Here is a 26,920-nt window from a genome sequence, read left to right on the forward strand (position 1 = left end):
AGGATCACGAGCGCCCGGTGGCGGCGCCGGCGTCCAAGGAGACCTAGCCATGTCCGATACGGAATTCGCCATTTCGGCCAGCGCTGGCGCTGACCGGCGCGACGAATGGCGCGCGGCGCTGTCGCACGCGTTCGGTCCGTTCGAGGTACATCGCGGCCGGCCAGACAGTTTCGCCGGACATGTGCGCTATGTGCGCCGGGGCAGCCTGCAGTTCAACGACCTCCATTACCAGGGGCAGAAGCTGGAGCGCACCGTCGGCAATGTGTCGCGTCTGGACCAGGAGTTCTATACCTTCGGCCTGCCGCTGGCCGGACCACTGGCCGTGCAGCAGCAGGGCAGGGAGTTCCAGGTCGAACCCGGTTGCGTCTATCTGATGAACCAGAGCCTGCCCTACCAGGCCACGGCGCAGGGCGCGGCGGGCTACCGCAGCCTGAGCGTGTCCTTTCCGCGCAGCGCGCTATTGCAGCGCGATTCCCGCGTCGGCGCCTTCTACAAGCTGCGCGTCGATGACGGTTCGCCGCGAGGCGCCCTGCTGGCCAGCTATATGGACCACCTGTTCAAAGGGGTGGACGGCTGGTCGGACGTCGAAGCGGCGGAACTCGGCGAGCGCCTGATCGACCTGATCGTGCTGTTCCTGGTGCAATCAGGCCAAGGGCACGCATCGGAGTCGGACAGCAGCGTCACGCTGGCGCACCGGCAGCGCGTGCTGGCCTACATCCGCCAGCATCTGGCGGATCCGGCGCTGTCGCCGCAGCAGGTGGCGCAGGGCTGCGGCTTGTCGGTGGCCTATCTGCACCGTATTCTGCGCGCCGGCGGCCTGTCGGTGGAGTCCTTCATCTTCGACCAGCGGCTCGACAAGTGCCGCGAACTGTTGCTGAATCCGCAGCATCGCCACCGCAGCATCGCCGAGCTGGCCTATCAGGTGGGTTTCTCGCACCCCTCGCATTTCAGCCGCCTGTTCAAGCGCCGCTTCGGCATGACGCCGCGCGATTTGCGGGCAAGTTCCTGAGCGGCTCTTGTCCGCGGATGGTCCGCCTGGTTGTCGGGCGAGAGGCAAAAAAAAAAGCCCCGCAGGATTTCTGCGGGGCTTAGTTTCAATGCCAGGTCAGATGTGCGTGATGAACTTCGTGACCAGGTAGCCGTCGAACGTTTCCAGGCCGCCTTCGCTGCCGATGCCGCTGTCCTTGATGCCGCCGAAGGGCGTCTCGGCCAGGGCGCTGCCGAAATGGTTGATGTTGACCATGCCGGCTTCCAGGCCGTTGGAGACCTTGGTGGCCGTCTGCAGCGAGTTCGTGAACACGTAGGACGACAGGCCGAAGGGCAGGCTGTTGGCGCGGCGCAGCACTTCATCGGTATCCGTGAAGCGGACCACCGGCGCAACCGGGCCGAAGGGCTCTTCGGTCATCAGCATGGAGTTGTCGGGCACATCGGTCACGACCGTGGGGGCGAAGAAGAAGCCCTTGCGGTCCAGCGGGCCGCCGCCGACCACGACCTTGCCGCCATGCTTCTTGGCGTCGTCGATGAAGGCGCTCATGGCGGGGACGCGGCGTTCGTGCGCCAGCGGGCCCATGTCGGTGCCGGCTTCCAGGCCGTCGCCGACCTTGATGTTCTTCAGCACTTCCGAGAAGCGCGCGAGGAACTGCTCATAGGCGCCGTTCTGGACGTAGAAGCGGGTGGGCGATACGCAGACCTGGCCCGCGTTGCGCACCTTGAACTTGGCCAGCATGGTGGCGGCGCGGTCAATGTCGGCGTCGTCGAACACCAGCACGGGCGAGTGGCCGCCCAGTTCCATGGTGACGCGCTTCATGTGGGCGCCGGCCAGCGCGGCCAACTGCTTGCCCACCGGCACGGAGCCGGTGAACGACACCTTGCGCACGATGGGCGAACGGATCAGGTAGTCCGAGATCTTGGCGGGCTCGCCCCAGACGATGTTCAGGCAACCCTTGGGCAGGCCGGCGTCGTGGAACATGCGGGCGATTGCCATCACCGCGCTGGGCGAATCCTCGGGCCCCTTCAGCACCACCGTGCAGCCGGCGCCGAGGGCGGCGGCGATCTTGCGGATGGCCTGGTTGTACGGGAAGTTCCAGGGCGTGAACGCGGCGCAGACGCCGATGGGCTCGCGCACCACGAATTGGCGCACATCAGGATTGCGCGACGGGACCACGCGGCCGTAGATGCGGCGGCATTCCTCGGCGTGCCAGTCGGCGTGCTCGGCGCAGGAGGTGACTTCGCCCACGGCTTCGGCCAGCGGCTTGCCCTGGTCCAGCGTCATGTTGCGGCCGATTTCCTGGGCGCGTTCACGCGACAGCGTCGCGACCTTGCGCAGGATGGCCGAGCGGTCCATGGGAGAGGATTTCTTCCACGACTCGAAGGCGCGCTGGGCGGCGGCTAGCGCGCGATCCAGATCCGCTTCGGTGGCGTGGGGCAGCTGGCCGAGAACTTCCAGCGTGGCCGGGTTGATGACGTCCTGGGTGCGCCTGCCCTCTCCGGCGACGAATTCGCCGTCGATATACAGCGCCAACTGTTCATACATGCCTGTCTTCCCTTGCGAAATAGGAGTGGATAGCGATCACTGTCGCCCACGCCAGTCTAAACCAGCTTGTCCGCGGCGGGGAGGGCCAATGCCCGGCGGCGCATTGGAGCCAATATGCCGGCGCAAGTCTTGCGTGCCTGCGCCGGCATGGACAAAATGGTGCATCTTTGGCTGTCTATCCGGCTACTTATTGTGCAACCTGTCGATGCGCGTCCGCCCAGCAAGCCCAGTTTCTACTCGCGCGTCTTTTTCCGCTTCATAGATTGGTTGCGCAACCGCATCGCCCAGGCCTCGCTGGTCGGTGACCGTCCCATTTTCGACAACGGCCAGTTTCCCTGGGTCGCCGCGCTCGAGGCCCAAGCGCCCGCCATCCGCGCCGAGTTGGCCGATCTGCTCTCCGAGCGCCAGCATCTGCCTGCCTTCCATGAAATTTCCCCTGACGTCGGCCAGATCACCTCGGACGACCAATGGAAGACTTTCGTGTTCATGGGTTACGGCCTGCGCTCCGAACGCAACCTGGCGCGTTGCCCCCAGACCGCCCAGGCGCTGCAGGGGATCCCGGGCATCCGCACGGCGTTTTTCTCCATCCTGGAGGCTGGCAAGCGCATCCCCCTGCACACAGGCCCGTACAACGGCGTCCTGCGCCTGCATCTGGGGCTGGTGGTGCCGGAGCCCGCCGCCCAATGCTGGATCGAGGTCGGGGGCGAGCGCTACAGCTGGCGCGAAGGCCGGGCGGTGGTGTTCGACGACCTATATCCGCACCAGGTCCATAACGACACCTCGGGGCTGCGTGCCGTGCTTTTCGTGGACTTCGAGCGTCCCTGCCGCGCTCCTGTAAAATGGCTGAACCGCCTGGTGCTCATGGCCGCCCCGTTCACGGACGAGATCCGTCGCGGGAAGGCCAATCATGACGCCTGGGAGAAGGGCTACTACCGCCAGAAATAGGGGGGCGGATAGCTTCGGTGTCCCCTTCGCGGGGGAAAGCGTCGCTTTTGTGGGTTATCCACACAAAGTGCTTGCGCTCAAATATTAACCACGTTAGAATTATCAGCTTTCCCAGATTGTCGATCGAGTTGGCCCGCGCCTATGCAGGTTAGCCCGACGTGTTGGGGGAATACCCGCAGGATTTCAACCCAGGGTCGTTGCGTTGCCAACCAGTTGCATGAGTAGGGCGAAAGCTCGAGACATGCCAACACTAAAGCAGGGCGGCAGACCTGACGGGACCAAAACTGGCAGGAATTGCAGTGTTCCCTTGTTGGGAAAACCGTATTTCCAGTTAAGTTGGAACAGGAAAAATCATGATCCAAATGCAGACCACGCTGGATGTGGCCGATAACACTGGTGCGCGTCATGTCATGTGCATTAAGGTGCTCGGTGGCTCCAAGCGCCGTTATGCCGGTATCGGCGACATCATCAAGGTGAGCGTCAAAGATGCGGCTCCGCGCGGACGCGTCAAGAAAGGCGAAATTTACAATGCCGTGGTGGTTCGTACCGCCAAGGGCGTGCGCCGTAAAGACGGTTCGCTGATTCGTTTCGGTGGCAATGCCGCCGTGTTGCTCAACGCCAAGCTGGAGCCCATCGGCACCCGCATCTTCGGACCCGTTACGCGTGAACTGCGTACCGAGAAGTTCATGAAGATCGTGTCGTTGGCCCCGGAAGTGCTGTAAGGAGCCCTACGATGAACAATATTCGTAAAGGCGACGAAGTCATCGTCCTGACCGGCCGCGACAAGAAGCGTCGCGGTACCGTGCTGGCGCGCGTCGATGCCGACCACGTTCTGGTCGAAGGCGTCAACGTCGTCAAGAAGCACGTGAAAGCCAACCCGATGGCTAACAACCCGGGCGGGATTGTCGAAAAGACCATGCCGATTCACGTCTCGAACGTCGCGCTGTTCAACCCGGCCACCGGCCGTGGCGACCGCGTGGGCGTGCAAGAGGTCGAAGGCCGCAAGGTTCGCGTGTTCCGTTCCAATGGTGCCGTTGTCGGCGCCAAGGCGTAAGGGGCGATAGACATGTCTCGTTTGCAAGATCTCTACAAGAGCAAGGTCGCTGCCGACCTGCAAGCCCAGTTTGGCTACAAGAGCACGATGGAAGTGCCGCGCATCACCAAGATCACCCTGAACATGGGTGTGTCGGAAGCGGTGTCGGACAAGAAAGTCATCGAGCACGCTGTTGGCGACCTGACCAAGATCGCCGGCCAGAAGCCCGTCGTGACCAAGACCAAGAAGGCTATCGCCGGGTTCAAGATCCGCGAAAACTACCCGATCGGTTGCATGGTCACGCTGCGCGGTCAACGCATGTACGAATTCCTGGATCGCCTGGTGGCGGTTGCGCTGCCTCGCGTGCGCGACTTCCGCGGTATCTCGGGTCGTGCGTTCGACGGCCGTGGCAACTACAACATCGGGGTGAAAGAGCAGATCATTTTCCCCGAAATCGAGTACGACAAGATCGACGCGCTGCGTGGGCTGAACATCAGCATCACCACCTCCGCGAAGACCGACGAAGAAGCCAAGGCGCTGTTGACGGCCTTCAGCTTCCCGTTCCGTAACTAAGGGGCTGATGACGTGGCTAAACTTTCCCTCATCAATCGCGACATCAAGCGCGCCAAGCTGGCTGACAAGTTCGCTGCCAAGCGCGCTGAGTTGAAGGCGATCATCGACGACCAGTCGAAGACCGACGAAGATCGTTACCAAGCTCGGCTCAAGCTGCAACAGCTGCCGCGCAATGCCAACCCGACGCGTCAACGTAACCGTTGCGTGGTCACCGGTCGTCCGCGCGGTGTGTTCCGCAAGTTCGGCCTGACGCGCCACAAACTGCGTGAAATGGCGATGAAGGGTGAAATCCCCGGCATCACCAAGGCCAGCTGGTAGGAGAAACAATATGAGCATGAGCGATCCCATCGCCGATATGCTGACCCGCATTCGCAATGCGCAGCAAGTGGACAAAGTTACGGTGAACATGCCCTCCTCGAAGCTGAAGGCGGCCATTGCCGCTGTGCTGAAGGACGAAGGCTACATCGACAGCTTTGAAATCAAGGGCACCCAGGCCAAGCCTGAGCTCGAGATCACCCTGAAGTACTACGCTGGCCGTCCGGTCATCGAGCGCATCGAACGCGTCTCGCGCCCCGGTCTGCGTATCTACAAGGGCCGTACCAGCATTCCTCAGGTCATGAACGGCCTGGGTGTGGCTATCGTTTCGACCTCGCGCGGCGTCATGACCGACCGTAAGGCTCGCGCCAATGGCGTCGGCGGCGAAGTGCTGTGCTACGTGGCCTAAGGAGAAATTCGAATGTCACGTATCGCTAAGTATCCGGTCGAACTGCCCAAGGGTGTCGAAGCTGACATCAAGCAGGATCAGATCACCGTCAAGGGCCCGCTGGGTTCCTTGACCCAAGCCCTGACCGGCGACGTCACGGTTGCGTTGGACAACGGCAAACTCACGTTTGTCGCCGCCAACGAAAGCCGTCACGCCAACGCCATGTCGGGTACCGTGCGCGCTCTGGTGGCCAATATGGTTACCGGCGTGAGCAAGGGCTTCGAGCGCAAGCTGACCCTGGTTGGCGTGGGTTACCGCGCCTCGATCCAAGGCGATGCCGTTAAGCTGCAGCTCGGTTTCTCGCACGACGTTTTGCACCAGTTGCCGGCCGGCATCAAGGCCGAGTGCCCGACCCAGACGGAAATCGTCATCAAGGGCGCCAACAAGCAAGTCGTCGGTCAGATGGCCGCTGAAATCCGCGCGTACCGCGAACCCGAACCCTACAAGGGCAAGGGCGTGCGTTACTCGGACGAACGCGTCGTCATCAAAGAAACCAAGAAGAAATAACGGCGCACGCAAGGACGAATCATGGACAAAAAAGTTTCCCGTTTGCGTCGTGCGGTTCCGACCCGCCGGAAGATCAACGAGCTGCGCGTTCATCGCCTCTCGATTTTCCGCTCGAACCAGCACATCTACGCCAACATCATTTCGCCGGAAGGCGATCGCGTTCTGGTCAGCGCCTCGACGGTCGAAGCCGAAGTGCGCGCGCAACTGGCCGGCCAAACCGGTCAGGGCGGCAACAAAGCCGCTGCGTCGCTGGTTGGCAAGCGCGTGGCCGAAAAGGCCAAGGCTGCCGGTATCGAACTGGTCGCTTTCGATCGCTCGGGCTTTCGTTACCATGGCCGCGTGAAAGCGCTGGCCGATGCCGCGCGTGAAGCCGGCCTGAAGTTCTAAGCGAGGATCTGTCAAATGGCTAAAGTACAAGGCAAGAACGCCGCGGAAAAAGAGAACGATGACGGCCTCCGCGAAAAGATGATCGCGGTCAACCGCGTGAGCAAAGTGGTCAAGGGTGGTCGCACCATGAGCTTTGCCGCGCTGACCGTGGTTGGCGATGGCGATGGCCGCATCGGTATGGGTAAGGGCAAGGCGCGTGAAGTGCCGGTGTCCGTTCAGAAGGCTATGGAACAGGCCCGCCGCGGCATGTTCAAGGTCGCTCTGAAGAACGGCACGCTGCACCACACCGTGGTTGGCAAGCATGGCGCCGCTACCGTGCTGATCTCGCCCGCTGCTGAAGGTACCGGCGTTATCGCCGGCGGCCCGATGCGCGCTATTTTTGATGTGATGGGTGTGCGTAACGTGGTTGCCAAGAGCCTGGGCTCGAGCAATCCCTACAACATGGTTCGCGCCACGTTGAACGGCTTGCGCGCCTCCATGACCCCGGCTGATGTTGCTGCCAAGCGCGGCAAGTCAGTCGAAGAAATCCTGGGGTAAATCATGGCTCAGAAGCAGATCAAAGTGACCCTCGTGCGCTCGGTGATCGGTACCAAGCAATCGCACCGTGATACGGTTCGCGGTTTGGGCTTGGGCCGCATCAACAGCAGCCGCGTGCTGGTCGATACGCCCGAGGTGCGTGGGATGATCCGTAAGGTGGATTATCTCGTTTCCGTCTCGGAAGCCTAAGGAATCACCATGTCGGATATGCAACTTAATTCGCTGAAGCCCGCTGAGGGCAGCAAGCACGCCAAGCGCCGCGTCGGCCGTGGCATCGGTTCGGGTCTGGGTAAGACCGCCGGCCGTGGTCACAAGGGTCAGAAGTCGCGCTCGGGCGGTTTCCATAAGGTTGGCTTCGAAGGCGGTCAAATGCCGCTGCAGCGTCGCCTGCCCAAGCGTGGTTTCACCCCGCTCGGCCAGCACCTGTACGCCGAAGTCCGTCTGTCGGACCTGCAAGCCCTGCCCATCGACGAAGTCGACGTGCAAGTGCTGAAGGCGGCTGGCGTGATTGGCCAGGCGGTTCGTTACGCCAAGGTCATCAAGTCGGGTGAACTCTCGCGCAAGGTCGTGCTCAAGGGCATTACCGCGACGGCTGGCGCTCGCGCCGCCATCGAAGGCGCGGGCGGCTCGCTTGCTTGATCACGAGGTGACGAGTGGCTAACGCGCAGGCATTGGGTAAAACCGGAGCACGGTACGGCGATTTGAAGCGCCGCCTCGTGTTCCTGGTGCTCGCCCTGGTGGTTTACCGTTTGGGTACACACATCCCCGTACCGGGCATCAACCCGGATGCGCTGGCGGACTTGTTCCGTCAGAACCAGGGCGGGATCCTGGGCCTGTTCAACATGTTCTCGGGCGGGGCGCTCTCGCGCTTCTCGATTTTTGCCCTGGGGATCATGCCGTACATTTCGGCATCCATCATCATGCAGCTGATGTCTGTGGTGGTGCCGTCGCTGGAATCGCTCAAGAAAGAGGGCGAAGCCGGCCGTCGGAAGATCACCCAATACACCCGCTACGGCACGGTCGTGCTGGCGCTGGTGCAGGCTGTGGGCATTTCGGTAGCGTTGGAGTCCCAGCAGGGACTGGTGATCGATCCGGGCATGCTGTTTCGCTTCACGACCGTCGTGACCTTGGTCACCGGCACCATGTTCGTCATGTGGCTGGGTGAGCAAATCACGGAACGTGGTCTGGGCAACGGGATTTCCATCCTGATCTTCGCAGGTATCGTTGCGGGTCTGCCCGCGGCGCTGGCTGCACTGTTGGACCTGGTCCGCACCAACTCGATGTCCGTGCTTTCGGCACTGTTCATCGTGGCTCTGGTGGTGCTGGTTACCGCTTTTGTGGTGTTCGTGGAACGCGGACAGCGCAAGATCACGGTGAACTACGCCAAGCGTCAGGTCGGCAACAAGGTCTACGGTGGTCAAAGCTCGCATTTGCCGCTGAAGCTGAACATGGCAGGGGTGATTCCGCCGATCTTCGCGTCGTCGATCATTCTGTTCCCGGCCACGATCACGAGCTGGTTCTCCAGCAGTGAGAACATGCGCTGGCTTAGCGACCTGGCTGCGGCCCTGTCGCCTCGTCAACCGCTCTACATCACGCTGTACTCGGTCGCGATTATTTTCTTCTGCTTTTTCTACACGGCTCTGGTGTTCAACAGCCGCGAAACGGCGGACAACCTGAAGAAGAGTGGTGCGTTTGTTCCGGGCATCCGTCCGGGCGAACAAACAGCGCGCTACATCGACAAGATCCTGATGCGTCTGACGCTCGCAGGTGCCATCTACATCACGTTGGTGTGCCTGTTGCCGGAATTCTTGGTGATGCGCTGGAACGTTCCCTTCTACTTCGGTGGTACGTCCCTGTTGATTATTGTGGTGGTGACGATGGATTTCATGGCACAGGTTCAGGCCTACATGATGTCTCACCAGTACGACTCGTTGCTCAAGAAGGCTAACTTCAAGGGCGCGGGTTTGCCGATGCGGTAAGCAAAAGAATGTCCAAGGACGACGTCATTCAGATGCAAGGCGAGGTTCTTGAGAACCTCCCGAACGCGACATTTCGCGTCAAGCTCGAAAACGGCCACGTGGTGTTGGGCCATATTTCCGGCAAGATGCGTATGCATTACATCCGGATCCTGCCGGGTGACAAGGTCACAGTGGAGCTCACGCCCTATGATCTGACGCGAGCCAGGATAGTTTTCCGCTCCAAATGAGCGGAACCGGATTACGGAAAATTAGGAGTCAACCATGAAAGTAATGGCATCGGTTAAGCGGATCTGCCGCAACTGCAAAGTTATCAAACGTCACGGCGTGGTGCGCGTTATCTGCACCGACCCGCGTCATAAGCAGCGTCAAGGCTAACTCGGGTTAGCGACTACGCAACAGATTTATTCAAGGAATAGTCATGGCCCGTATTGCTGGCATTAACATCCCGCCGCAACAGCACGCCGAGATCGGACTGACCGCCATTTTTGGCATTGGTCGTACGCGCGCTCGCAAGATTTGCGAAGCGGCAAACGTACCCTTTGACAAGAAGGTCAAGGATCTGAACGACGCTGAATTGGAACGCGTCCGCGAACATGTTGGTCTGTTCACGGTTGAAGGCGACCTGCGTCGTGAAGTACAGCTCTCGATCAAGCGTTTGATCGACCTGGGAACCTACCGCGGTATGCGTCACAAGCGCGGTTTGCCCGTGCGCGGCCAGCGCACTCGCACCAACGCCCGGACCCGCAAGGGCCCGCGTCGTGCTGCTGCGTCCCTGAAGAAATAATCGAGGAACTGGATTATGGCGAAAGCTTCCACCAGCGGCGCTTCGCGCGTGCGCAAAAAGGTCAAGAAGAACGTCTCGGACGGCATCGCGCACGTTCACGCTTCGTTCAACAACACCATCATCACCATCACCGATCGTCAGGGCAACGCGCTGTCGTGGGCCACGTCGGGCGGTGCTGGTTTCAAGGGCTCGCGCAAGTCGACCCCGTTCGCCGCGCAGGTCGCTGCTGAAACGGCTGGCCGCGTCGCGCTGGAGTACGGCATCAAGACGCTGGAAGTGCGTATCAAGGGCCCCGGTCCTGGTCGCGAATCGTCGGTCCGCGCTCTGAACGCGCTGGGCATCAAGATTTCGTCCATCGCCGACATCACGCCCGTTCCGCACAACGGCTGCCGTCCGCCGAAGCGTCGTCGTATCTAAAGGGAATCCACATGGCACGTTATATTGGACCCAAATGCAAGCTCTCGCGCCGCGAGGGTACTGACCTGTTCCTGAAGAGCGCCCGCCGCTCGCTGGATTCCAAGTGCAAGCTGGATTCCAAGCCTGGCCAACACGGCCGCACTTCGGGTGCCCGCACTTCCGACTACGGCCTGCAGCTGCGCGAAAAGCAAAAGCTCAAGCGCATGTACGGCGTGCTGGAAAAGCAATTCCGCAAGTACTTCGCTGAAGCCGAGCGCCGCCGTGGCAACACCGGCGAAACGCTGATCCAGCTGCTGGAATCGCGCCTGGACAACGTCGTCTACCGCATGGGCTTCGGCTCGACGCGCGCCGAAGCTCGCCAGCTGGTGAGCCACCGCGCCATCGAACTGAACGGCCACACGGCTGACATCGCTTCGATGCTGGTCAAGGCTGGCGACGTCGTGTCGGTCCGCGAAAAGGCCAAGAAGCAAGGCCGCATCAAGGAATCGCTCGACCTGGCTACCAGCATCGGCATCCCCCAGTGGGTGGAAGTCGACACGACCAAGTTGACCGGTACGTTCAAGTCGGCCCCCGATCGCGCTGACGTCGCTCGCGACATCAACGAATCGATGGTCGTCGAACTGTACTCGCGTTAATCAGGCCTGCCGGCGCTACCTTCGCAGTGCGCCGGCGAGCTGGTCTCGCGACCCGTTTGCACGCCCCGCAGCAGCCCGCTTTCCGCTTTTTGGCGGAGCGGGCTTTGCGGTAAGTATCGGCCGGTGTTTTTCGCGCCGTCCGCGTTTCAAGTTTCACCCTGTCCATCAGCCTTATCGGTGTAACGAGCCGAGGGTATTGAAAAGGAACACAGTAAATGTCCACTCAAGGTTTCCTGAAGCCGCGCTCCATTGAAGTCGAACCGGTCGGCACGCACCATGCCAAGATCGTGATGGAGCCGTTCGAGCGTGGCTACGGTCACACGCTGGGCAACGCCCTGCGCCGCATCCTGCTGTCTTCGATGACCGGCTACGCGCCGACCGAAGTCCAGATGACGGGCGTGGTGCACGAATACTCGACCATCCCGGGCGTTCGCGAAGATGTCGTCGACATCCTGCTGAACCTGAAGGGCGTGGTCTTCAAGCTGCACAATCGCGACGAAGTGACCCTGGTTCTGCGCAAGACCGGCGCGGGCACCGTGCTGGCCAGCGACATCGAGCTGCCGCACGACGTCGAGATCATCAACCCCGGCCATGCCATCTGCAACCTGACGGACGCAGGCAAGCTGGAAATGCAGATCAAGGTCGAAAAGGGCCGCGGCTACGTGCCGGGCAACGTGCGCGCGCTGTCGGAAGACCGCACCCACACCATCGGCCGCATCGTTCTGGACGCCTCGTTCAGCCCGGTTCGCCGCGTGAGCTACGCCGTTGAAAGCGCCCGCGTGGAACAGCGTACCGATCTGGACAAGCTGGTCCTGGACATCGAAACCAACGGCGTGATCTCGCCCGAGGAAGCGGTGCGCCAGTCGGCTCGCATCCTGATGGACCAGATCTCGGTCTTCGCCGCCCTGGAAGGCGCTGGCGATTCCTACGAAGCCCCGGTCCGCGGCACGCCGCAGATCGATCCGGTGCTGCTGCGCCCGGTCGACGACCTGGAGCTGACCGTGCGTTCGGCCAACTGCCTGAAGGCCGAAAACATCTACTACATCGGCGACCTGATCCAGCGTACCGAAAACGAGCTGCTCAAGACCCCGAACCTGGGTCGCAAGTCGCTCAACGAGATCAAGGAAGTCCTGGCCGCACGCGGCCTGACGCTGGGCATGAAGCTCGAAAACTGGCCCCCCCTGGGCCTGGAGCGTCCCTAAGTCTTGAAAGGGTGCCGCTCCTGAAAAGGGGCGGTTCCCGCAGGCAGCCGGCCTTGCGCCGGCCGGTTTGCGAAATCGTCGTAAAATGCACCGTTTTCTACCGGACCGCGGCCTGATTGCAGGTTGATAGAAGAGCCGGCAACCCGATGGCTGACGCCATCTTTAGATTCAAAGGAAACTTATCATGCGTCACGGTAATGGCTTGCGTAAGCTCAACCGCACCAGCAGTCACCGTCTTGCCATGTTCCGCAACATGGCCGTTTCGTTGATCACCCACGAAGCCATCAAGACCACGCTGCCGAAGGCGAAAGAATTGCGCCGCGTCATCGAACCCCTGATCACGCTGGGCAAGGAGCCCACGCTCGCGAACAAGCGTCTGGCTTTTGCCCGTCTGCGCGATCGCGACGCGGTGGTGAAGCTGTTCGCCGAAATCGGCCCGCGCTACGCGGCCCGTAACGGCGGCTACACCCGCGTGCTGAAGATGGGCTTCCGTCAAGGCGACAACGCTCCCATGGCTTTCATGGAACTGGTTGACCGTCCGGAAGTCGATGAAGCCGCTGAGGGCAGCGCCGAATAATTTCGGTAGCTCGATAAGCGACAAGGGCGGGTCTTCGGACCCGCCCTTGTTTTTTGCGCGTCCGCGATGCGTTATGAGGCGTGCAGTTCGTTGCGCAATTGCGCGGCGGTCGCGGCCAGCGCTTCGGCGGCGGGCTGAGGCGGCATCTTGAAAGTCAGGTCCTGCTGCTCGATGTACTGGGTGGACGTGACGTCCTGCGGGTGATGCATGGGGATGACGTGGGCGTGCGCATGCGCCACGTGGATGCCCGTGAAGGCGAAGCCCACGCGCTCCACGTCGTACAGGCGCTTCATGTGGCGCCCGAGCTTCTGGCCCAGGTTGAGGATGCTGCCCGCCAGATCGGCCGGCATGTCCTCGTAATAGGGATAGTGCTGCTTCGGGATGATGAGCACGTGCCCGGGGCGCACCGGGTGGATATCGAGAAAGGCCAGCAGGCGTTCGTCCTCGTGGACCACGTGCGCGGGGATTTCGTGGCGGGCGATGCGGCAGAACAGGCAGTTATCGGACATGCGTGCCTCGGTGAAAGCGGGTTGCATGGCGGCGCGTTCTGACCCGGCGGATCCGGACGCTGGCCGCAATACCGATAAAATACCCCGAGTTACATCCCATACGGGTATTCCGAGGAGCCTCCATGTTGCGAGATGACGACGTTGTGCTGGTCATCAGCAATGCGCCCGACCTGCTGCTGGCCAAGCGGATTGCGCATGTTCTGGTCGAAGACGGCTTGGCCGCCTGCGTGAACCTTGGCGCACCGGGCCTGTCCATCTACATGTGGAAAGGAGAAGTCGAAGGGGCGGAGGAAATCCCCATCCACATCAAGACCACCTACGCGCGCCATCAGGCTGTAGTGCAGGCCCTGGCGCAGATGCATCCCTACGATGTGCCCGAGATCATCGTGCTGCCCGTCATCGGCGGCGCGGCGCCCTATCTGGACTGGGTGCGTGAGCAGACGGCCGTCACGCAGAACAAGAGAGACTGATGTTGCAACTAGCCGGTTTCGGCGCGCTTCGGCGCGAGTCCCGCGCGTCGCGCGCCTTCTTCAGGCAGTGGTTGGCCTTGCTGGCCATGATGCTGCTGTTGCTGGGCTGGCAAGCCGCTGCGCGCGCCGAGGCCGAGTTCCTGGAGCCCGAGAAGGCCTTCGCTTTCAGCGCCGAGATGGTGGCGCCTGAAACGCTGGAACTGCGCTATCGCGTTGCGCCCGGCTACTACATGTACCGCGAGCGCTTCGGCATCACCATCAGTCCCATCGGCGCCGCCACGCTGGGCGAAGCTGTCTATCCCAAGGGCGAGGTCAAGTACGACCCGACCTTCGAGAAGGACATGGAAGTCTTCCACCAGGACGTGGTGATACGCGTGCCGGTGGCCGCGGGCGGACAACCCTTCACCCTGACACTGACCGCGCAAGGCTGTGCGGATGCGGGGCTGTGCTACCCGCCCATGGACAGCAGCGTGAAGCTCACCCCAGTGGCTGGCGGCTATGCCGTGGCCGGACCGGGTGGCAGCCCGGCAGCCGCGTCTGGTGCGTCAGGCGGGCTCGGCGCGCTGGTCAATGCCGGCGATACCGGCTTGGCGGACGCCCTGAGCGGACTGGGCTGGGTCAAGACCGCGGGCGTATTCCTGGTGCTGGGCCTGCTGCTGGCCTTCACGCCCTGCGTGCTGCCCATGATTCCCATCCTGTCGTCCATCGTGGTGGGCGGCGCGGCGCAGGCCAAGCCGTCGCGCGGCCGCGGCCTGGCGCTGGCGGCGACCTACGTGCTGGGCATGTCCGTGGTCTACACCGCGCTGGGCGTGGCAGCGGGGCTGAGCGGCGCGGGGCTCGCCGCCTGGCTGCAGACGCCGTGGATCCTTACCCTGTTCGCCATCCTGCTGGCCGTGCTGGCGCTGGCCATGTTCGACGCCTTTACGTTCCAGATGCCAGCGGGCATCCAGGGCTGGCTGTCACAACGCTCGGCGCGCATCCCCGGCGGGCGTTACACCGGCGCGCTGGTGATGGGCGCCTTGTCGGCCTTGATCGTCGGCCCCTGCGTGGCGGCGCCATTGGCGGGCGCGCTGCTGTATATCTCGCAGACCGGCGACGTGGTGTTGGGCGGATCGGCGCTGTTCGCAATGGCGTGGGGCATGGGCGTGCCGCTGTTGATCGTGGGTGCGTCCTCGGGCGCCTTGCTGCCCAAGGCCGGGCCTTGGATGGACGGCGTGAAGCGTTTGTTCGGCATGCTGTTGCTGGCTACGGCCTGGTGGATGCTGATACCGGTGGTACCGACCTGGGTGCAGATGACGGGCTGGGCCTTCCTGGCCGTGGTTGCCGCCGTGATGCTGCGGGCCTTCGATGCCCTGCCGCAAGGCGCGGGCGCGGCGCGCATGTTCGGCAAGGGCCTGGGCCTGTTGCTGGCGCTGGCGGCCGCGGCCTGGCTCATCGGCGCGGCCAGCGGCGGCCGTGACGTGTTGCAGCCGCTGTCGCATTTGGCGGCGCGCGGCGCTGCGCCCGCCGGCGTGGCGGCCAGCAGCGGCGAAGTGCATTTCCAGCGCGTGCGCAACAACGCCGAACTGGACGCCTTGCTGGCGCAAAGCCGTCAGCCGGTGATGCTGGATTTCTACGCCGACTGGTGCGTGTCGTGCCGCGAGATGGAGCGCTTCACCTTTACCGATCCGGGTGTCGCGCAGCGCATGTCGGGCATGCTGCTGGTGCAGGCCGACGTGACCGCGAACAACGCCGACGACCGCGCGTTGCTCAAGCGCTTCCGCCTGTTCGGCCCGCCGGGCATCATGTTCTTCGAACCGGGCGGCAAGGAGCTGCCCGACGCTCGCGTGGTGGGCTTCCAGGACGCCAAGCGCTTCACCGAATCGCTGGACAAGGTGTTGCTGCGTTGAAGGCCAGACTCCTGCCGCAAGGCTGACCCGCAATACACGAAGGCCGCTGCACGGACGCATCCATGCAGCGGCCTTTTGCCGTGTGGCCATTTTGTCTTGGCCGGGACTAGTCCTGGCGCGTTGCGCGCACGTCGCGGTTCTGCCAGCCCAGCTCCGCCGAGATGGCGTCGGCGCAACGCTTGATGTCGCCGATCAGCGGGCTGGTCCAACGCACGTCGAATACGCCCACCGCGCCAATTGCGGTGATCGCCAGCACGACGTTGCCGTTCGAATCGAACACGGGTGCGCTCAGGCCATTGATGCCGGGGATGGGATCGCCCACGGCGCGGGCCACGCCTCGTTGACGGACTTCCCGCAGGGTGCGTTCGAACTTCTCGGTCTGGCCCAAGGAAGGCACCGCGCCCAGGCGCAGATGGTCTTCGTGCAGCAGGCTTTCGATCTTCTTCGGCGGCAGTAGCGCCGCGAACACCTTGCCCGTCGCCGTGTTGGTCAGCGACATGACCGTGCCGGTGCGCATGTTGACGTGGATGGGGTAGTTGGATTCGTGCAGGTGCACGATGACCGGCCCCAGGTTGCCCAGCACCGCGATGGCGATGGTCTGCCCGGTTCTTTCGGCGAACTCGCGCGTCATCGGGATGGCGATCTTGATGGGATCGAGCCGGTGCAGCGCCGCCAGTCCCAACTGCAGCGCGAGCGGCCCCAGCTCGTACTCGCCGCTGTTCGGGTCCTGCCTGACCAGGCCCAGATTCCCATAGCTGACGAGATAGGCGTGGGCATTGGCGCCCGACATGCCGGCCGCCTTGGCCAGCGCGCCCAGCGGCAGCGAGGACGAATGTTCCAGCAGCGCCAACAGGATCTTGCCGCCGACTTCGATGGACTGGATGCCGCGCCTGCGCGGCGGCGCGGCGGGAGTGTGATCGGCATTGCGCTTGCCGGAGCTGGATCTGGTGGCCATTTTCTTTAATCGAATGAGGTTGCCTATGTTAGTACTTTCGCTAATCGTGAACCATATTGACATTATCAAATGCCTTATCTACAGTCGAATGAATAAGAAGGCCGCCCCGGTTTCGCGATCGGGAGCAGGTCGCCCCAAGGGTATGGAGACAACGTGGAAGATTCTCGTCAATACGACTGCGACGTGTTGGTGGTCGGGTCGGGCGCGTCGGGCATGGCCGCCGCAATCACCGCGGCCAGCGCCGGCCTGAAGGTCCTTATCGTTGAAAAAGAGCCGCGATTCGGCGGCTCCACCGCGCGTTCGGGCGGCTGGCTGTGGATTCCAGGCACGTCGCTGGCCAAGGTGCAGGGCATCCATGAAACGCCGGACGAAGGCCGCGCCTATCTGCGCCACGAAGCCGGCGACAGCTACAACGCCGAACGCGTGGACGCGTTTCTGGAGCATGGTCCGCGCGCCGTGGATTTCTTCACGTCGAACACCGAAGTGCAGTTCGACATGCCACTGGTGTTCCCCGACTATCACGCGGAAGCGCCCGGCGGAAAGCAGGGCGGGCGTTCGATGGTGGCGCGGCCGTACGACGGCCGCAAGCTCGGCGCCCACGTCAGGGACCTGGCGCCGGCGCTGCCGGAACTGACCGTGTTCGGCATGATGCTGGGCTCGGGCAAGGAGATCGTGCACTTCATGCGCGCCACGCGCTCGCTGGCTTCGGCCTGGTATGTGGCCAAGCGCCTGACACGGCATTTCCTGGACGTGGCCAAGCATGGGCGCGGCATGACATTGACCAACGGCAATGCGCTGGCGGGCCGGCTGGCTGCCTCCGCATTCAAGCTGGGCGTGCCCCTGTGGCTGAATGCACCGGCCAGGTCGCTCATCATCGAAGACGGCGCCGTGCGCGGCGCGGTGGTGCAGCGCGATGGCGCGACCGTGCGCGTGCGCGCCGCGCGCGCCGTGGTGCTGGCTTCCGGCGGCTTTCCCTATGACATCGAACGCCGCAAGCAGCTGTATGCGCACGCGCCCAATGGCACGGAACACTATTCGCCATCACCCACGGGCAACAGCGGAGACGGGCTGCGCCTGGCCGAGAGCGCGGGCGGCCAGGTCAACACCGCCTTGCCCAATGCCGCCGCATGGGTGCCGGTGTCCGTGGTGACGCGCAAGGATGGCAGTCCGGGCTACATGCCGCACTTCATCGACCGCGCCAAGCCGGGCGTCATCGCCGTCACGCGCAATGGCCGCCGCTTCACCAACGAAGGCAGTTCGTACCATGACTTCGTGCAGGAGATGGTGCGCGCATGCGGGGGGCAGGGCGAAACCTGCGCTTGGCTGATCTGCGACCACAAGGCCCTGCGCAAGTACGGCCTGGGCAGCGTTGCGCCGTTCCCGTTGCCCATCAAGCGCTACCTGGACACGGGCTATCTGACGCGCGGCGCGTCGGTGGCGGAACTGGCGCAGAAGACCGGCATCGATGCCGGCAGCCTGCGCCAGACGGTCGAAGCGTACAACCGCGAGGCCGCGCTGGGACGTGATCCGCAGTTCGGCAAGGGCAGCAAGGCCTACAACCGCTATCAAGGCGACGCGCTGCACGGCCCGAATCCCTGCGTGGCGCCCATCGTGAAGGGGCCGTACTACGCGATCAAGGTCATGATCGGCGACATCGGCACCTTCGCCGGCCTGAAGGTCGACGGCCAGGGCCGCGCATTGAACGAACTCGGCGTTGTCATTCCCGGCCTGTATGCGGTGGGCAACGATGCCTGCAGCATCATGGGCGGCAACTATCCCGGCGCTGGCATCACTCTGGGCCCGGCGCTGACCTTCGGCTACATCGCGGGCCAGAGCATCGCCGCCACCGGCAAGGCCGCGGCGCGCATACCGGCCGCGGGCGCACCGGCCGCGGACGTGCCGGCTTCGGACGCTTCCGCGCAGGCGGCCGCATGAGCGCGGCGCCGGCGGGGCTGCTGCAGGGCAAGCTTGCCCTGATGACGGGAGCGGGGCAGGGCAACGGACGGGCATTGGCGCTGGGCCTGGCGGCCGCGGGCGCGCGCGTGGTGGCGACCGACCTGCAGGCCGGCAACGCCATGCAGACGGCAAGCGCCATCATCGCGGCGGGCGGACTCGCCTGGAGCCACGCGCTTGACGTTACGGACCCCGAGGCCTGCGCGGCGATTGCGGCGCAAGTCCAGCTGGAAGTGGGGCCGATCGATGTGCTCGTCAACAACGCCGGCCTCCTCATCCGTGAAGGCATAGATAGCCCGCGCGCCGCGGAGAACTGGCGTCGCGTGCTGGACGTGAACCTGAACGGCAGCTTCAACATGATCCATGCCTTCCTGGGGGCGCTGCGCGCCACGCGCGGCGTCATCATCAACGTCGGCTCCATCGCGTCGTTTGCCGGGGTGGGCGCCACCTTGGGCTATTCGCCATCCAAGGGCGGGGTGAAGATGATGACGCAGGCCATGGCGCGCGACCTCGCGCCCGACGGCATACGGGTCAACGCGATCGCGCCGGGCGTCATCGAAACGCCGATGACGCAGTACACGCGGGACGATCCCGCGCGCCTCGCGAATTTCATGCAACGCATACCGCTGGGACGGGTGGGACAGCCCGAAGACCTGGTGGGCCCCGCCGTGTTCCTGGCTTCGCCGATGGCGCAGTACGTGACTGGCGTGTCCCTGCCGGTGGATGGCGGCTACCTCGCGGTATAGCGCCAGACTCCACGGGCAAGGGGCAGGAAGAAGAATCATCGACGTGCAGCACATCTGAAAAACACAGGAGACAACGATGAAAGCAACGGGGATTTTTTCCACCTTGTCCAAGGCGGCCGTCTTGTGCGCGCTGGCGGTTGGCGCGCAGGCCTATGCCCAGGACATCAAGATCGGCTTCAACGGCGATCTGTCGGCCTCGCCGTCCGCGCAAAGCGGGCAGGCCGCGGTGCTGGGCCTGCGCACGGCCATCGACGACATCAACGCCAATGGCGGCCTGCTCGGGCGCAAGCTGGTGCTGGTGGTGCGCGATGACCTGTCGCAGCCGCCCAAGTCGATCCAGAATATGGCGGACCTGATCGACAACGAAAAGGTCGTGGCCATCGTCGGTCCCACCAACTCGGGCAACGCGCTGGCCTGGAAACACATCCCGAACCAGAAGAAGATCCCGGTCATGGGCGCCATCGGGTCGGGCACCGACATCACCAAGCCCATGCGCGCAGGCGCGGACAACTACATGTTCCGCGTCGGCATGGTGGACCGCGAACAGGTGGACGGCGTGATCGGCTACCTGAAGAAGAATCCCAAGGTCAAGAACGTGGGCTTCATGATCGAGACCACCGGATATGGCCAGAGCGCGCTCAAGGACCTTGAGGAAGTGGGCGCGGCGCAGGGCATCAAGGCCGTCGCGGTCGAGAAGTTCGGCGTGGCCGACACCGACATGACCTCGCAGCTGAACAAGCTCAAGGCGGCGGGCGTGGACACGGTGGTGATCTGGGCGCAGAGCACGCCGATTGCCCACGTGTTCCGCAGCATGGAGAAGATCAACTGGTTCCCGTTGACGCTGACCTCGTGGGCGGCGGACAACATCGCCTTTTACGACACGGCGGGCAAGACGCTGTCGGAGAAGCCTTTCTTCCTGCGCACCATCACCGACAACCGTACGTCGGCGCAGCAGAAGCTGTATGACCGGGTGTCGGCCAAGATGACTTCGCCCACCGCGTTTGGCTTCCTGGCGCACGCCTACGACGGCATGAACCTGCTGGGCATGGCGATCAAGCAGGCGAACTCCACCGATGGCGACAAGGTGCGTATGGCGCTGGAGAACCTGGATGGCACCTACGAAGGCGCGATGAAGACCTACACCAAGCCGTTCTCGGCCACGGTGCATGACGCGCTGCTGGTAAGCGACTACAAGTGGGCGCACTGGCAGGACGGCAAGCTGGTTCCCTACGCGGATGACGTGACCGTCGCCGTTGCCAAGTAGAAGCAGGAAGGCGACAGGGACAGGAGGCCATCATGTTGGCGACATTGTTGCAGGCGCTGGTCAGCGGGCTAGCCGTAGGGGGCGCATATGCGCTGGTGGCGCTGGGCTTCAGCATCACATTCACCACCACGCGCACGCTCAACTTTGGGCATGGGGAGTTCGTGTCCGTGGGCGCGTTCATCGGCGTAGGCGCCTTGTTCCTGTTTGCCGGCAAGCCGGTCACCACCGCGGCCTTCACAGGCCTGGAACTGAGTGGTTGGGAGTACCTGCTGGCCGGGCTGGCGGCGGTGCTGGTGATGGGCTTGCTGGGCGTGCTGCTGTACGTGTTCGGCGTGCGGCCGTTCGCCTCGCGCCCGGGCATGGCATGGGTCATGAGCACGCTCGGCTTCGGCATCCTGTTGCAGAGCGCCGCGTTCGCGGTCTGGGGACCGGCGCCCGTCACCGTGCCCGCGCCCTTCGGTGATGAGGTGATCCGCGTGTTCGGCGCGGGCGTGCGCAGCCAGGAGCTGCTGCTGCTCGCGGTGGCGGTGGCTGTCATGGTGCTGTTCGACCGCGTCATGAACCGGACCGTGCTGGGCAAGGCGATGCGGGCCGTGGCCGCCAATCCCGCGGTCGCCAATCTGATGGGCATCAATGTGAACGCGGTGATGACGGGGGCCTTCTTTGCCAGTTCGGCGCTGGCCGGGCTGGCGGGCTTTCTGGTTGCGCCGATCACATCGGCCTCGATATTCATGGGCCTGGCGATCGGCCTGAAGGGCTTTTCAGGCGCGATGATAGGCGGCCTGTCGAATCCGCGCGGCTGCGTGCTGGGCGGCTTTGTGCTGGGCCTGCTGGAGTCCTACGTGAACCTCTGGCAATCGCAATGGCGCGAAGTGGCGATCTTCGGGCTGGTGATCCTGGTGCTGGCGGTCAAGCCCACTGGCCTGTTCGGCAAGCGTCTGGTGGAGAAGGTATGAAGCGCCACGGGCAGACCCTGATCACCGTGGCGCTGGCGGCGGCGCTCGCCGTATTTGCCGCCCTGGTGGACAACGATTACTACCTGCGCATCGTGTTCATGGCTTGCGTGTACTACCTGTGCGCGGCGGGCGTGAACGTGCTGGTGGGCTATGCGGGGCAGAAGTCGCTGGGCCAGGCGGGCCTGTTCGCCGCCGGCGCCTATACCGCGGCCTTGCTGACCTCGCGCTGGCAGGTCGATCCTTGGCTGGCGCTGGCGGCAGCGCCGGTGGTGGCGGGCGTGTTCGGTGTGCTGATCGCCTTGCCGTCGCTGCGCGTGAAAGGGCCTTACCTGGCCATGGTGACTCTGGCGTTCGGCATCGTCATGGAGAAGATCGTCACCGAATGGGTGGACGTGTTCGGCGGGCCTTCCGGCCTGTTCGGCATCATGCCGCTGACCTGGGGCGGGAACGCGTTCACCAACCAGCAGTGGGTGTGGTTCTCGCTGGTGCTGTGCGTGGCGACGCAGCTGCTATTGCGTAACGTGCTGGACGGACGGTTCGGCCGCGCGTTGCTGTCGGTGCAGGCCGACGAGATTGCCTCGTCTTCCGTCGGCGTGCGGGTGTATCGCGCCAAGGTCATCGCGTTCGTGGTGGCGGCCGTGACCTGCGGCGTCGCGGGCGCGCTGGTGGCGCAGCAGAATCAGTACATCAACTCGGATTTCATCGGCTTCAACCTGTCCATCTTCATCCTGCTGCTGGTGCTGTTCGGCGGGGCGGGCTCGAAGGCGGGGCCGGCCGTGGGCGCGATTGCGCTGACCATCATCGATGCCATGCTGGCGCGTTGGCCGTCTGTGCAGCACTTCTTCTACGGCGCGCTGCTGCTGTTTGCGCTGTACTTCATGCCGGGCGGCGTGATGGGACTGTTCTCGCGCCGTACCCGCCGGGCCGCGGATGCGCGGCCGCAAGGCGGGGGCGAGGCGGTGGCGTCGGTCGTGGCCAGGCAGGCAGTTCCGGCGCAGGAAGACCTGCTGCTGGTGGTGGAGAGCCTCTCCAAGGCCTATGGTGGCGTGAAGCCGGCGCAGGACATTTCCTTCTGCCTGCGGCGCGGCCACGTGCACGCGCTGATCGGGCCGAACGGCGCGGGCAAGAGCACGCTCATCAACATGCTCAGTGGCGTGGTGCTGCCGGATGCGGGGGTGGTCCGCTTCCAGGGCACGGACATCGCGGGCGAGCGGCCGCACGTGATCTGCAAGCTGGGCATAGGCCGCAGCTTCCAGAACCTGCGCCTGTTCGGCGATCTGTCGGTGCTGGACAACGTGCTGCTGGGCCGCCATAGCCGCATGAAGAACGGCTTCTGGGCGTCGCTGCTGGGGTTGCCCGGCGCGCGCACCGAGGAGGAGCGCGCGCGCGAGCACGCCTATCGGCTGGTGCGCATGGTGGGACTGGAGCATCTGGCCGACACGCCGGCGGGCAGCCTGCCCTACGGCCTGCAGCGGCGGGTGGAACTGGCGCGCGCATTGGCGACCGAACCGACCTTGCTGTTGCTGGACGAGCCGGCGGCCGGGCTGAACCCGCAGGAGACCGCGGAACTGGGCCAGCTGCTGGTGCGCATCGGCGCGTCCTGCGGCATCACGCTGCTGATGGTCGAGCACCACATGGATCTGGTGATGGCGATTTCCGACCACGTGATCGTGCTGGACTACGGCATCAAGATTGCCGAAGGCAGGCCGGCCCAGGTGCAGGCGGACAAACGGGTGATCGAGGCGTATCTCGGAACCGGCATGGCCTGAGGCCAGGCCATAGGCGTAGGAACGGGCCGTAAGACGATGCTGAAACTAGAATCCGTGCAGATTTCGTATGGCGCCATCCAGGCGGTGCGCGACGTGTCGCTGGAGATCCGCGCGGGCGAGATCGTGACCATCATCGGCGCCAATGGCGCGGGCAAGAGCACGCTGTTGAAGGGCGTGGCGGGCTTGGAGCCCCTGCAGGGCGGACGCGTGACCTTCGACGGACGCGACATCACGCAGGTGGCGGCGCACCAGCGCGTGGGCCTGGGCCTGGCGCTGTCGCCGGAAGGGCGCGGCGTGTTCGCGGACCAGACGGTCTACGACAATCTGGTGCTGGGCGGCTACATCCGGCGCAGCGATCCCGCGGCGGTGGCCGAAGGCGTGGAGCGCGGCTACCGGCTGTTTCCGCGGCTGCGCGAACGGCGCGAGCAGCTGGCCGGCACCTTGTCCGGCGGCGAGCAGCAGATGCTGGCGATGGCGCGGGCCCTGATGAGCGAACCGCGCCTGCTGTGCCTGGACGAGCCTTCGCTGGGCCTGGCGCCGCTGATCGTGCAGGACATCTTCGCGGCGATCTGCAAGCTGCGTGACGACGGCCTGACGATCGTCCTGGTGGAGCAGATGGCCAACCAGGCGCTGGGCGTCGCGGACCGCGCCTATGTGCTCGAGACGGGGCGCATCACGCTGAGCGGTTCTGGCGCGGAATTGCTGCGCGATCCCAACGTGCGGGCGGCATACCTCGGCGCGCATTGAGTCGGGAGCGCAAGCGCGATACCATGTCCGCGGCGCCGCGTGGGCGGCGCGTCCCATTTCCCTTCCAGGCCGGCGCCCGTGACGTCCCCGACAGTTGATGCAAGCCAGGACCGCACAGGTCTTATCTATCTTCAATTGATGTTCGTGATGGCCACATGGGGCCTGAACATCGTCTCGGTCAAGTACCTGACGCTGCACATGGATGTGCAGGCCCTGGCTGCCGTGCGCATCGTCATCGCGTTCATCACCGTCACCCTCATCATCAAGGCCCGCCGCGGCCGCATTCCGCGGCTGGGCCGTGCGGAGCTGGGCTGGGTTGCGCTGGCGGGCTTCCTGGTGGTGTACGCGCACCAGATGGCGTTGGTGACGGGCCTGCGGGTGTCCTCGGCCGCAAACGGCACGCTCATCATGGCGACCAGTCCCTTGCTGTCGGCGTTGCTGGCCGCCATCTTCTATCGCGAGAAGCTGACGCTGGTGCGCATTTCCGGCGCCTTGCTGGGCCTCTTGGGCGTGGGCATGGTGGTGGTCGGCAGCGGTGCGCAGATCGGGCTGACGGGCTGGGGCGACGCCATCGTGTTCGTGGCGGTGCTGGTGTTCGTGTGCGGCGGGCTGGTGATCCAGCGCATGTCGCGCAGCATGGATCCGTTGGGCATGCTCTGGTACATGTACCTGGCCGGCGGTCTGATGCTGGTGGTGCACGCGGCGCTGACGCCAGCGTCCTATCAGGGCGATACCTGGCAGATGACGTGGTGGCCGTGGCTGGTGCTGCTGTTTTCGGCGGTGATCGCCTCGGGCGTCAGCAATATCGTCTGGAATGCCGGCATCGCGCGGCTGGGCATCAGCCGCGCGGCCTTGTTCGTGAACTGGCTGCCGATCTTCGGGCTGCTGTTCGCAGCCCTGTTCCTGGACGAGCACGTCACGCCGACGCACGTCGCGGGGCTGGCCTGCGTGCTGGGGGGGACCTGGCTGGGATTGCGGCGCGGGGCGCCGGCGGCGGGCCGTAGCGCGGCCGCCAAGACCTGATCCGCGGCAAGCGTCGCGGGCGGCCCATGGTGGCCCGGCCCGCGATGCCGCAAGCGTTTAGCGCTGGTTTTTCAGCAGCTTCGCGGCTTCGATCGCGAAGTAAGTCAGGATGCCGTCGGCGCCGGCGCGCTTGAACGCCAGGAGCGCTTCCATCATGACCTTGTCGTGGTCCAGCCAGCCGTTGGCGGCGGCGGCCTTGATCATGGCGTACTCGCCGCTGACCTGGTAGGCGAAGGTGGGCACGCGGAACGTGTCCTTGACCCGGCGCAGCACGTCCAGGTACGGCATGCCGGGCTTGACCATGACCATGTCGGCGCCTTCCTGCAGGTCGGCGGCCACTTCGCGCAGGGCTTCGTCGAGGTTGCCGGGATCCATCTGGTAAGCCATCTTGTTGGACTTGCCCAGGTTGGTGGCCGAGCCCACGGCGTCGCGGAACGGGCCGTAGAAGGCGCTGGCGTACTTGGCGGAGTAGGCCATGATCTGCGTGTGGATGTAGCCGTTGGCTTCCAGCGCGCGGCGCACGGCGCCGATGCGGCCGTCCATCATGTCGCTGGGGGCGACCATGTCGACGCCGGCCTCGGCCTGCGTGAGCGCCTGCTTGACCAGGATCTCGACGGTGGCTTCGTTGATCACGTAGCCGTCCTCGTCGATGACGCCGTCCTGGCCGTGGCTGGTGTACGGATCCAGCGCCACGTCGCACAGGATGCCGAGCTCGGGGACGTGCTTCTTCAGCTCGCGCACCACGCGCGGAATCAGGCCGTCGGGGTTGGTGGCTTCGATGCCGTCGGGCGTCTTGAGCGCGGGGTCGATGGCGGGGAACAGCGCCAGCACGGGGATGCCGAGTTCCACGCATTCCCTGGCCACGGGCAGCAGCGTGTCCAGCGAATAGCGGACCACGCCCGGCAGGGACGGCACCGCTTGCTGCAGGCCGGACCCTTCGGCCACGAACACGGGGTAGATCAGATCGTTGACCGTCAGGGCGTTCTCGCGCACCAGGCGGCGGGTGAAGTCGTCGCGGCGCAGGCGGCGCGGGCGGGATACCGGGAATTCAGGGGAAATGATCTGCGGGTTCATGGTACGACCTTGGGAGAAATCCAGTTTTCTATATGCGCGCCGGCCTCTTCCAGGCCGATGCGTTCGGGCGCGGAGAAGGGGATGGTGTGCAAGGCGCCGATGTCGGCCAGGTCCTTGCGCACGGAGAACACGGTACGCATGCGCTGGCCGTAGGGCAGCTTGTCGGCCTTGGTCAGCAGCGCCAGCACCGGGCGTCCGGTGGGGGCGATGAAATTGGCAAGGCGGCGGTCCAGCTCGGTGACGCCGCGGCGGATGTCGATAAGCAGCACGATGCCGACCAGCGATTCGCGGTCGCGCAGGTAGCCGCCCAGGATGTCGGCCCACTTTTCTTTTTCGTTGCGGGCCACGGACGCGTAGCCGTAGCCGGGCAGGTCGACGAGAAAACCGATGTGGCCTTCCGGATCCAGAGGGTCGGGCAGGCCGAACATATTGATCAAGCGCGTGCGGCCCGGCGTCTTGCTGGAGAAGGCAAGACGGCGCTGGTTGCACAGCACATTGATGGCCGTGGATTTGCCGGCGTTGGAGCGGCCGACAAAGCAGACCTCGGGAGCGCCGGCGGCCGGCAACTGGTCGAGGCGAGCTGCGGATGTGAGGAAAGAGGCGCGATGTAGGAGGGACACGGATGGCTTTGGATACGGTTGGTTTCGAGCCCTATTGTATAATCCGGCGTTTGCAAGAGTGGTCCCCGTGCGC

At 64.2% G+C, this 26,920-nt stretch carries 34 protein-coding genes; 29 read left to right on the forward strand and 5 right to left on the reverse strand.

The genetic code is table 11. From position 1 onward, the window contains the following. The first annotated feature begins 49 nt into the window (after nt 1-49). On the forward strand, nt 50-1,009 hold the full coding sequence (locus tag FOC84_RS13285) for a helix-turn-helix domain-containing protein (RefSeq protein WP_173144812.1): 960 nt from the start codon (nt 50-52) through the stop codon (nt 1,007-1,009). Between the two features lie 96 nt (nt 1,010-1,105). Here the strand turns inward: FOC84_RS13285 and FOC84_RS13290 are convergent, their stop codons facing one another. Further along, nucleotides 1,106-2,533 carry an NAD-dependent succinate-semialdehyde dehydrogenase gene (locus FOC84_RS13290; protein WP_173144813.1) on the reverse strand — a complete coding sequence of 476 codons (1,428 nt, stop codon included), beginning with the start codon at nt 2,531-2,533 and terminating at the stop codon, nt 1,106-1,108. 192 nt (nt 2,534-2,725) lie between these two features. Between FOC84_RS13290 and FOC84_RS13295 the strand changes: the two genes are divergently transcribed. The 19 genes from FOC84_RS13295 to rplQ all read left to right on the forward strand — a co-directional run bounded on the left by FOC84_RS13295 (nt 2,726) and on the right by rplQ (nt 12,872). Next, nucleotides 2,726-3,478 (forward strand): aspartyl/asparaginyl beta-hydroxylase domain-containing protein, encoded by a 753-nt coding sequence (locus tag FOC84_RS13295; RefSeq protein WP_254241968.1) that lies wholly within the window; start codon nt 2,726-2,728, stop codon nt 3,476-3,478. Between the two features lie 353 nt (nt 3,479-3,831). After that, nucleotides 3,832-4,200 (forward strand): 50S ribosomal protein L14, encoded by a 369-nt coding sequence (gene rplN / locus FOC84_RS13300; RefSeq protein WP_006216531.1) that lies wholly within the window; start codon nt 3,832-3,834, stop codon nt 4,198-4,200. Between the two features lie 11 nt (nt 4,201-4,211). Continuing rightward, on the forward strand, nt 4,212-4,532 hold the full coding sequence (rplX, locus tag FOC84_RS13305; protein ID WP_173144814.1) for a 50S ribosomal protein L24: 321 nt from the start codon (nt 4,212-4,214) through the stop codon (nt 4,530-4,532). Between the two features lie 12 nt (nt 4,533-4,544). Next, entirely contained in the window at nt 4,545-5,084 is a 540-nt protein-coding gene (rplE, locus tag FOC84_RS13310; protein WP_173144815.1) for a 50S ribosomal protein L5, read from the forward strand. A gap of 12 nt (nt 5,085-5,096) precedes the next feature. Further along, nucleotides 5,097-5,402 carry a 30S ribosomal protein S14 gene (gene rpsN, locus FOC84_RS13315; protein WP_173144816.1) on the forward strand — a complete coding sequence of 102 codons (306 nt, stop codon included), beginning with the start codon at nt 5,097-5,099 and terminating at the stop codon, nt 5,400-5,402. A gap of 10 nt (nt 5,403-5,412) precedes the next feature. Continuing rightward, nucleotides 5,413-5,808 (forward strand): 30S ribosomal protein S8, encoded by a 396-nt coding sequence (rpsH, locus tag FOC84_RS13320; protein ID WP_006392029.1) that lies wholly within the window; start codon nt 5,413-5,415, stop codon nt 5,806-5,808. A 12-nt stretch (nt 5,809-5,820) separates the two neighbouring features. Beyond that, complete coding sequence (gene rplF / locus FOC84_RS13325) at nt 5,821-6,354, forward strand: 50S ribosomal protein L6 (protein ID WP_013397005.1); 534 nt, start codon at nt 5,821-5,823, stop codon at nt 6,352-6,354. A gap of 21 nt (nt 6,355-6,375) precedes the next feature. Further along, nucleotides 6,376-6,741 carry a 50S ribosomal protein L18 gene (gene rplR, locus FOC84_RS13330; RefSeq protein ID WP_013397004.1) on the forward strand — a complete coding sequence of 122 codons (366 nt, stop codon included), beginning with the start codon at nt 6,376-6,378 and terminating at the stop codon, nt 6,739-6,741. 15 nt (nt 6,742-6,756) lie between these two features. Then, nucleotides 6,757-7,278 (forward strand): 30S ribosomal protein S5, encoded by a 522-nt coding sequence (rpsE, locus tag FOC84_RS13335; protein ID WP_013397003.1) that lies wholly within the window; start codon nt 6,757-6,759, stop codon nt 7,276-7,278. Nucleotides 7,279-7,281: 3 nt separating this feature from the next. Further along, on the forward strand, nt 7,282-7,467 hold the full coding sequence (rpmD, locus tag FOC84_RS13340) for a 50S ribosomal protein L30 (RefSeq protein ID WP_006216520.1): 186 nt from the start codon (nt 7,282-7,284) through the stop codon (nt 7,465-7,467). Nucleotides 7,468-7,476: 9 nt separating this feature from the next. Further along, the gene (gene rplO / locus FOC84_RS13345; RefSeq protein ID WP_013397002.1) at nt 7,477-7,917 is read left to right on the forward strand and encodes a 50S ribosomal protein L15; all 441 of its coding nucleotides are present in this window, start codon (nt 7,477-7,479) and stop codon (nt 7,915-7,917) included. Between the two features lie 14 nt (nt 7,918-7,931). Beyond that, nucleotides 7,932-9,257 carry a preprotein translocase subunit SecY gene (gene secY, locus FOC84_RS13350; protein WP_013397001.1) on the forward strand — a complete coding sequence of 442 codons (1,326 nt, stop codon included), beginning with the start codon at nt 7,932-7,934 and terminating at the stop codon, nt 9,255-9,257. Between the two features lie 8 nt (nt 9,258-9,265). Continuing rightward, nucleotides 9,266-9,484, forward strand: coding sequence for a translation initiation factor IF-1 (infA, locus tag FOC84_RS13355; protein WP_003806927.1), 219 nt, complete (start codon nt 9,266-9,268; stop codon nt 9,482-9,484). A 34-nt stretch (nt 9,485-9,518) separates the two neighbouring features. Then, entirely contained in the window at nt 9,519-9,632 is a 114-nt protein-coding gene (gene rpmJ / locus FOC84_RS13360; protein WP_003806928.1) for a 50S ribosomal protein L36, read from the forward strand. A 43-nt stretch (nt 9,633-9,675) separates the two neighbouring features. Beyond that, nucleotides 9,676-10,041 (forward strand): 30S ribosomal protein S13, encoded by a 366-nt coding sequence (gene rpsM / locus FOC84_RS13365; protein ID WP_006216517.1) that lies wholly within the window; start codon nt 9,676-9,678, stop codon nt 10,039-10,041. Nucleotides 10,042-10,056: 15 nt separating this feature from the next. After that, a complete protein-coding gene (gene rpsK / locus FOC84_RS13370; RefSeq protein ID WP_006216516.1) occupies nt 10,057-10,458 on the forward strand; it encodes a 30S ribosomal protein S11 in 402 nt (133 codons plus the stop codon). Between the two features lie 11 nt (nt 10,459-10,469). Continuing rightward, nucleotides 10,470-11,093, forward strand: a complete 624-nt coding sequence (gene rpsD, locus FOC84_RS13375; RefSeq protein WP_088143469.1) for a 30S ribosomal protein S4 — start codon at nt 10,470-10,472, stop codon at nt 11,091-11,093. 215 nt (nt 11,094-11,308) lie between these two features. Next, nucleotides 11,309-12,295, forward strand: coding sequence for a DNA-directed RNA polymerase subunit alpha (locus FOC84_RS13380; protein WP_006216514.1), 987 nt, complete (start codon nt 11,309-11,311; stop codon nt 12,293-12,295). A gap of 184 nt (nt 12,296-12,479) precedes the next feature. Continuing rightward, entirely contained in the window at nt 12,480-12,872 is a 393-nt protein-coding gene (gene rplQ, locus FOC84_RS13385) for a 50S ribosomal protein L17 (RefSeq protein WP_088143468.1), read from the forward strand. A gap of 71 nt (nt 12,873-12,943) precedes the next feature. On the opposite strand, the gene FOC84_RS13390 is transcribed toward rplQ, so the two are convergent. Then, nucleotides 12,944-13,381, reverse strand: coding sequence for an HIT family protein (locus FOC84_RS13390; protein WP_173144817.1), 438 nt, complete (start codon nt 13,379-13,381; stop codon nt 12,944-12,946). A gap of 122 nt (nt 13,382-13,503) precedes the next feature. Between FOC84_RS13390 and cutA the strand changes: the two genes are divergently transcribed. Both cutA and dsbD read left to right on the forward strand, forming a co-directional pair. Beyond that, nucleotides 13,504-13,851, forward strand: a complete 348-nt coding sequence (cutA, locus tag FOC84_RS13395; protein ID WP_054457254.1) for a divalent-cation tolerance protein CutA — start codon at nt 13,504-13,506, stop codon at nt 13,849-13,851. After that, the gene (gene dsbD / locus FOC84_RS13400) at nt 13,851-15,740 is read left to right on the forward strand and encodes a protein-disulfide reductase DsbD (RefSeq protein ID WP_173144818.1); all 1,890 of its coding nucleotides are present in this window, start codon (nt 13,851-13,853) and stop codon (nt 15,738-15,740) included. The genes cutA and dsbD overlap by 1 nt, the downstream gene beginning before the upstream one ends. Nucleotides 15,741-15,846: 106 nt before the next feature. On the opposite strand, the gene FOC84_RS13405 is transcribed toward dsbD, so the two are convergent. Next, nucleotides 15,847-16,695: an IclR family transcriptional regulator gene (locus FOC84_RS13405; protein WP_173144819.1), complete on the reverse strand. Its 849-nt coding sequence runs from the start codon at nt 16,693-16,695 to the stop codon at nt 15,847-15,849. A gap of 213 nt (nt 16,696-16,908) precedes the next feature. Here FOC84_RS13405 and FOC84_RS13410 point away from each other — a divergent pair, with 213 nt between their 5' ends. The 7 genes from FOC84_RS13410 (at nt 16,909) to FOC84_RS13440 (ending at nt 25,153) form a co-directional block, all read left to right on the forward strand. Then, nucleotides 16,909-18,630: an FAD-dependent oxidoreductase gene (locus FOC84_RS13410; RefSeq protein WP_254242014.1), complete on the forward strand. Its 1,722-nt coding sequence runs from the start codon at nt 16,909-16,911 to the stop codon at nt 18,628-18,630. Then, nucleotides 18,627-19,394, forward strand: coding sequence for an SDR family NAD(P)-dependent oxidoreductase (locus tag FOC84_RS13415; RefSeq protein WP_173144821.1), 768 nt, complete (start codon nt 18,627-18,629; stop codon nt 19,392-19,394). Before FOC84_RS13410 ends, FOC84_RS13415 begins: the two co-directional genes overlap by 4 nt. Before the next feature lie 76 nt (nt 19,395-19,470). Then, nucleotides 19,471-20,658 carry an ABC transporter substrate-binding protein gene (locus FOC84_RS13420; protein WP_173144822.1) on the forward strand — a complete coding sequence of 396 codons (1,188 nt, stop codon included), beginning with the start codon at nt 19,471-19,473 and terminating at the stop codon, nt 20,656-20,658. A 32-nt stretch (nt 20,659-20,690) separates the two neighbouring features. Then, the gene (locus FOC84_RS13425) at nt 20,691-21,614 is read left to right on the forward strand and encodes a branched-chain amino acid ABC transporter permease (protein WP_173144823.1); all 924 of its coding nucleotides are present in this window, start codon (nt 20,691-20,693) and stop codon (nt 21,612-21,614) included. Beyond that, nucleotides 21,611-23,383 carry a branched-chain amino acid ABC transporter ATP-binding protein/permease gene (locus FOC84_RS13430; RefSeq protein ID WP_173144824.1) on the forward strand — a complete coding sequence of 591 codons (1,773 nt, stop codon included), beginning with the start codon at nt 21,611-21,613 and terminating at the stop codon, nt 23,381-23,383. Before FOC84_RS13425 ends, FOC84_RS13430 begins: the two co-directional genes overlap by 4 nt. Nucleotides 23,384-23,419: 36 nt before the next feature. Continuing rightward, complete coding sequence (locus tag FOC84_RS13435) at nt 23,420-24,130, forward strand: ABC transporter ATP-binding protein (RefSeq protein WP_173144825.1); 711 nt, start codon at nt 23,420-23,422, stop codon at nt 24,128-24,130. 138 nt (nt 24,131-24,268) lie between these two features. Further along, nucleotides 24,269-25,153, forward strand: a complete 885-nt coding sequence (locus FOC84_RS13440; RefSeq protein ID WP_173150135.1) for a DMT family transporter — start codon at nt 24,269-24,271, stop codon at nt 25,151-25,153. Nucleotides 25,154-25,210: 57 nt separating this feature from the next. Here FOC84_RS13440 and hemB read toward each other — a convergent pair whose 3' ends face one another. Further along, nucleotides 25,211-26,227 carry a porphobilinogen synthase gene (gene hemB / locus FOC84_RS13445; RefSeq protein ID WP_173144826.1) on the reverse strand — a complete coding sequence of 339 codons (1,017 nt, stop codon included), beginning with the start codon at nt 26,225-26,227 and terminating at the stop codon, nt 25,211-25,213. Further along, on the reverse strand, nt 26,224-26,847 hold the full coding sequence (yihA, locus tag FOC84_RS13450) for a ribosome biogenesis GTP-binding protein YihA/YsxC (protein WP_013396987.1): 624 nt from the start codon (nt 26,845-26,847) through the stop codon (nt 26,224-26,226). Before yihA ends, hemB begins: the two co-directional genes overlap by 4 nt. Nucleotides 26,848-26,920 lie beyond the last annotated feature (73 nt).

Source organism: Achromobacter pestifer, assembly GCF_013267355.1.
Lineage (GTDB): Bacteria > Pseudomonadota > Gammaproteobacteria > Burkholderiales > Burkholderiaceae_B > Achromobacter > Achromobacter pestifer_A.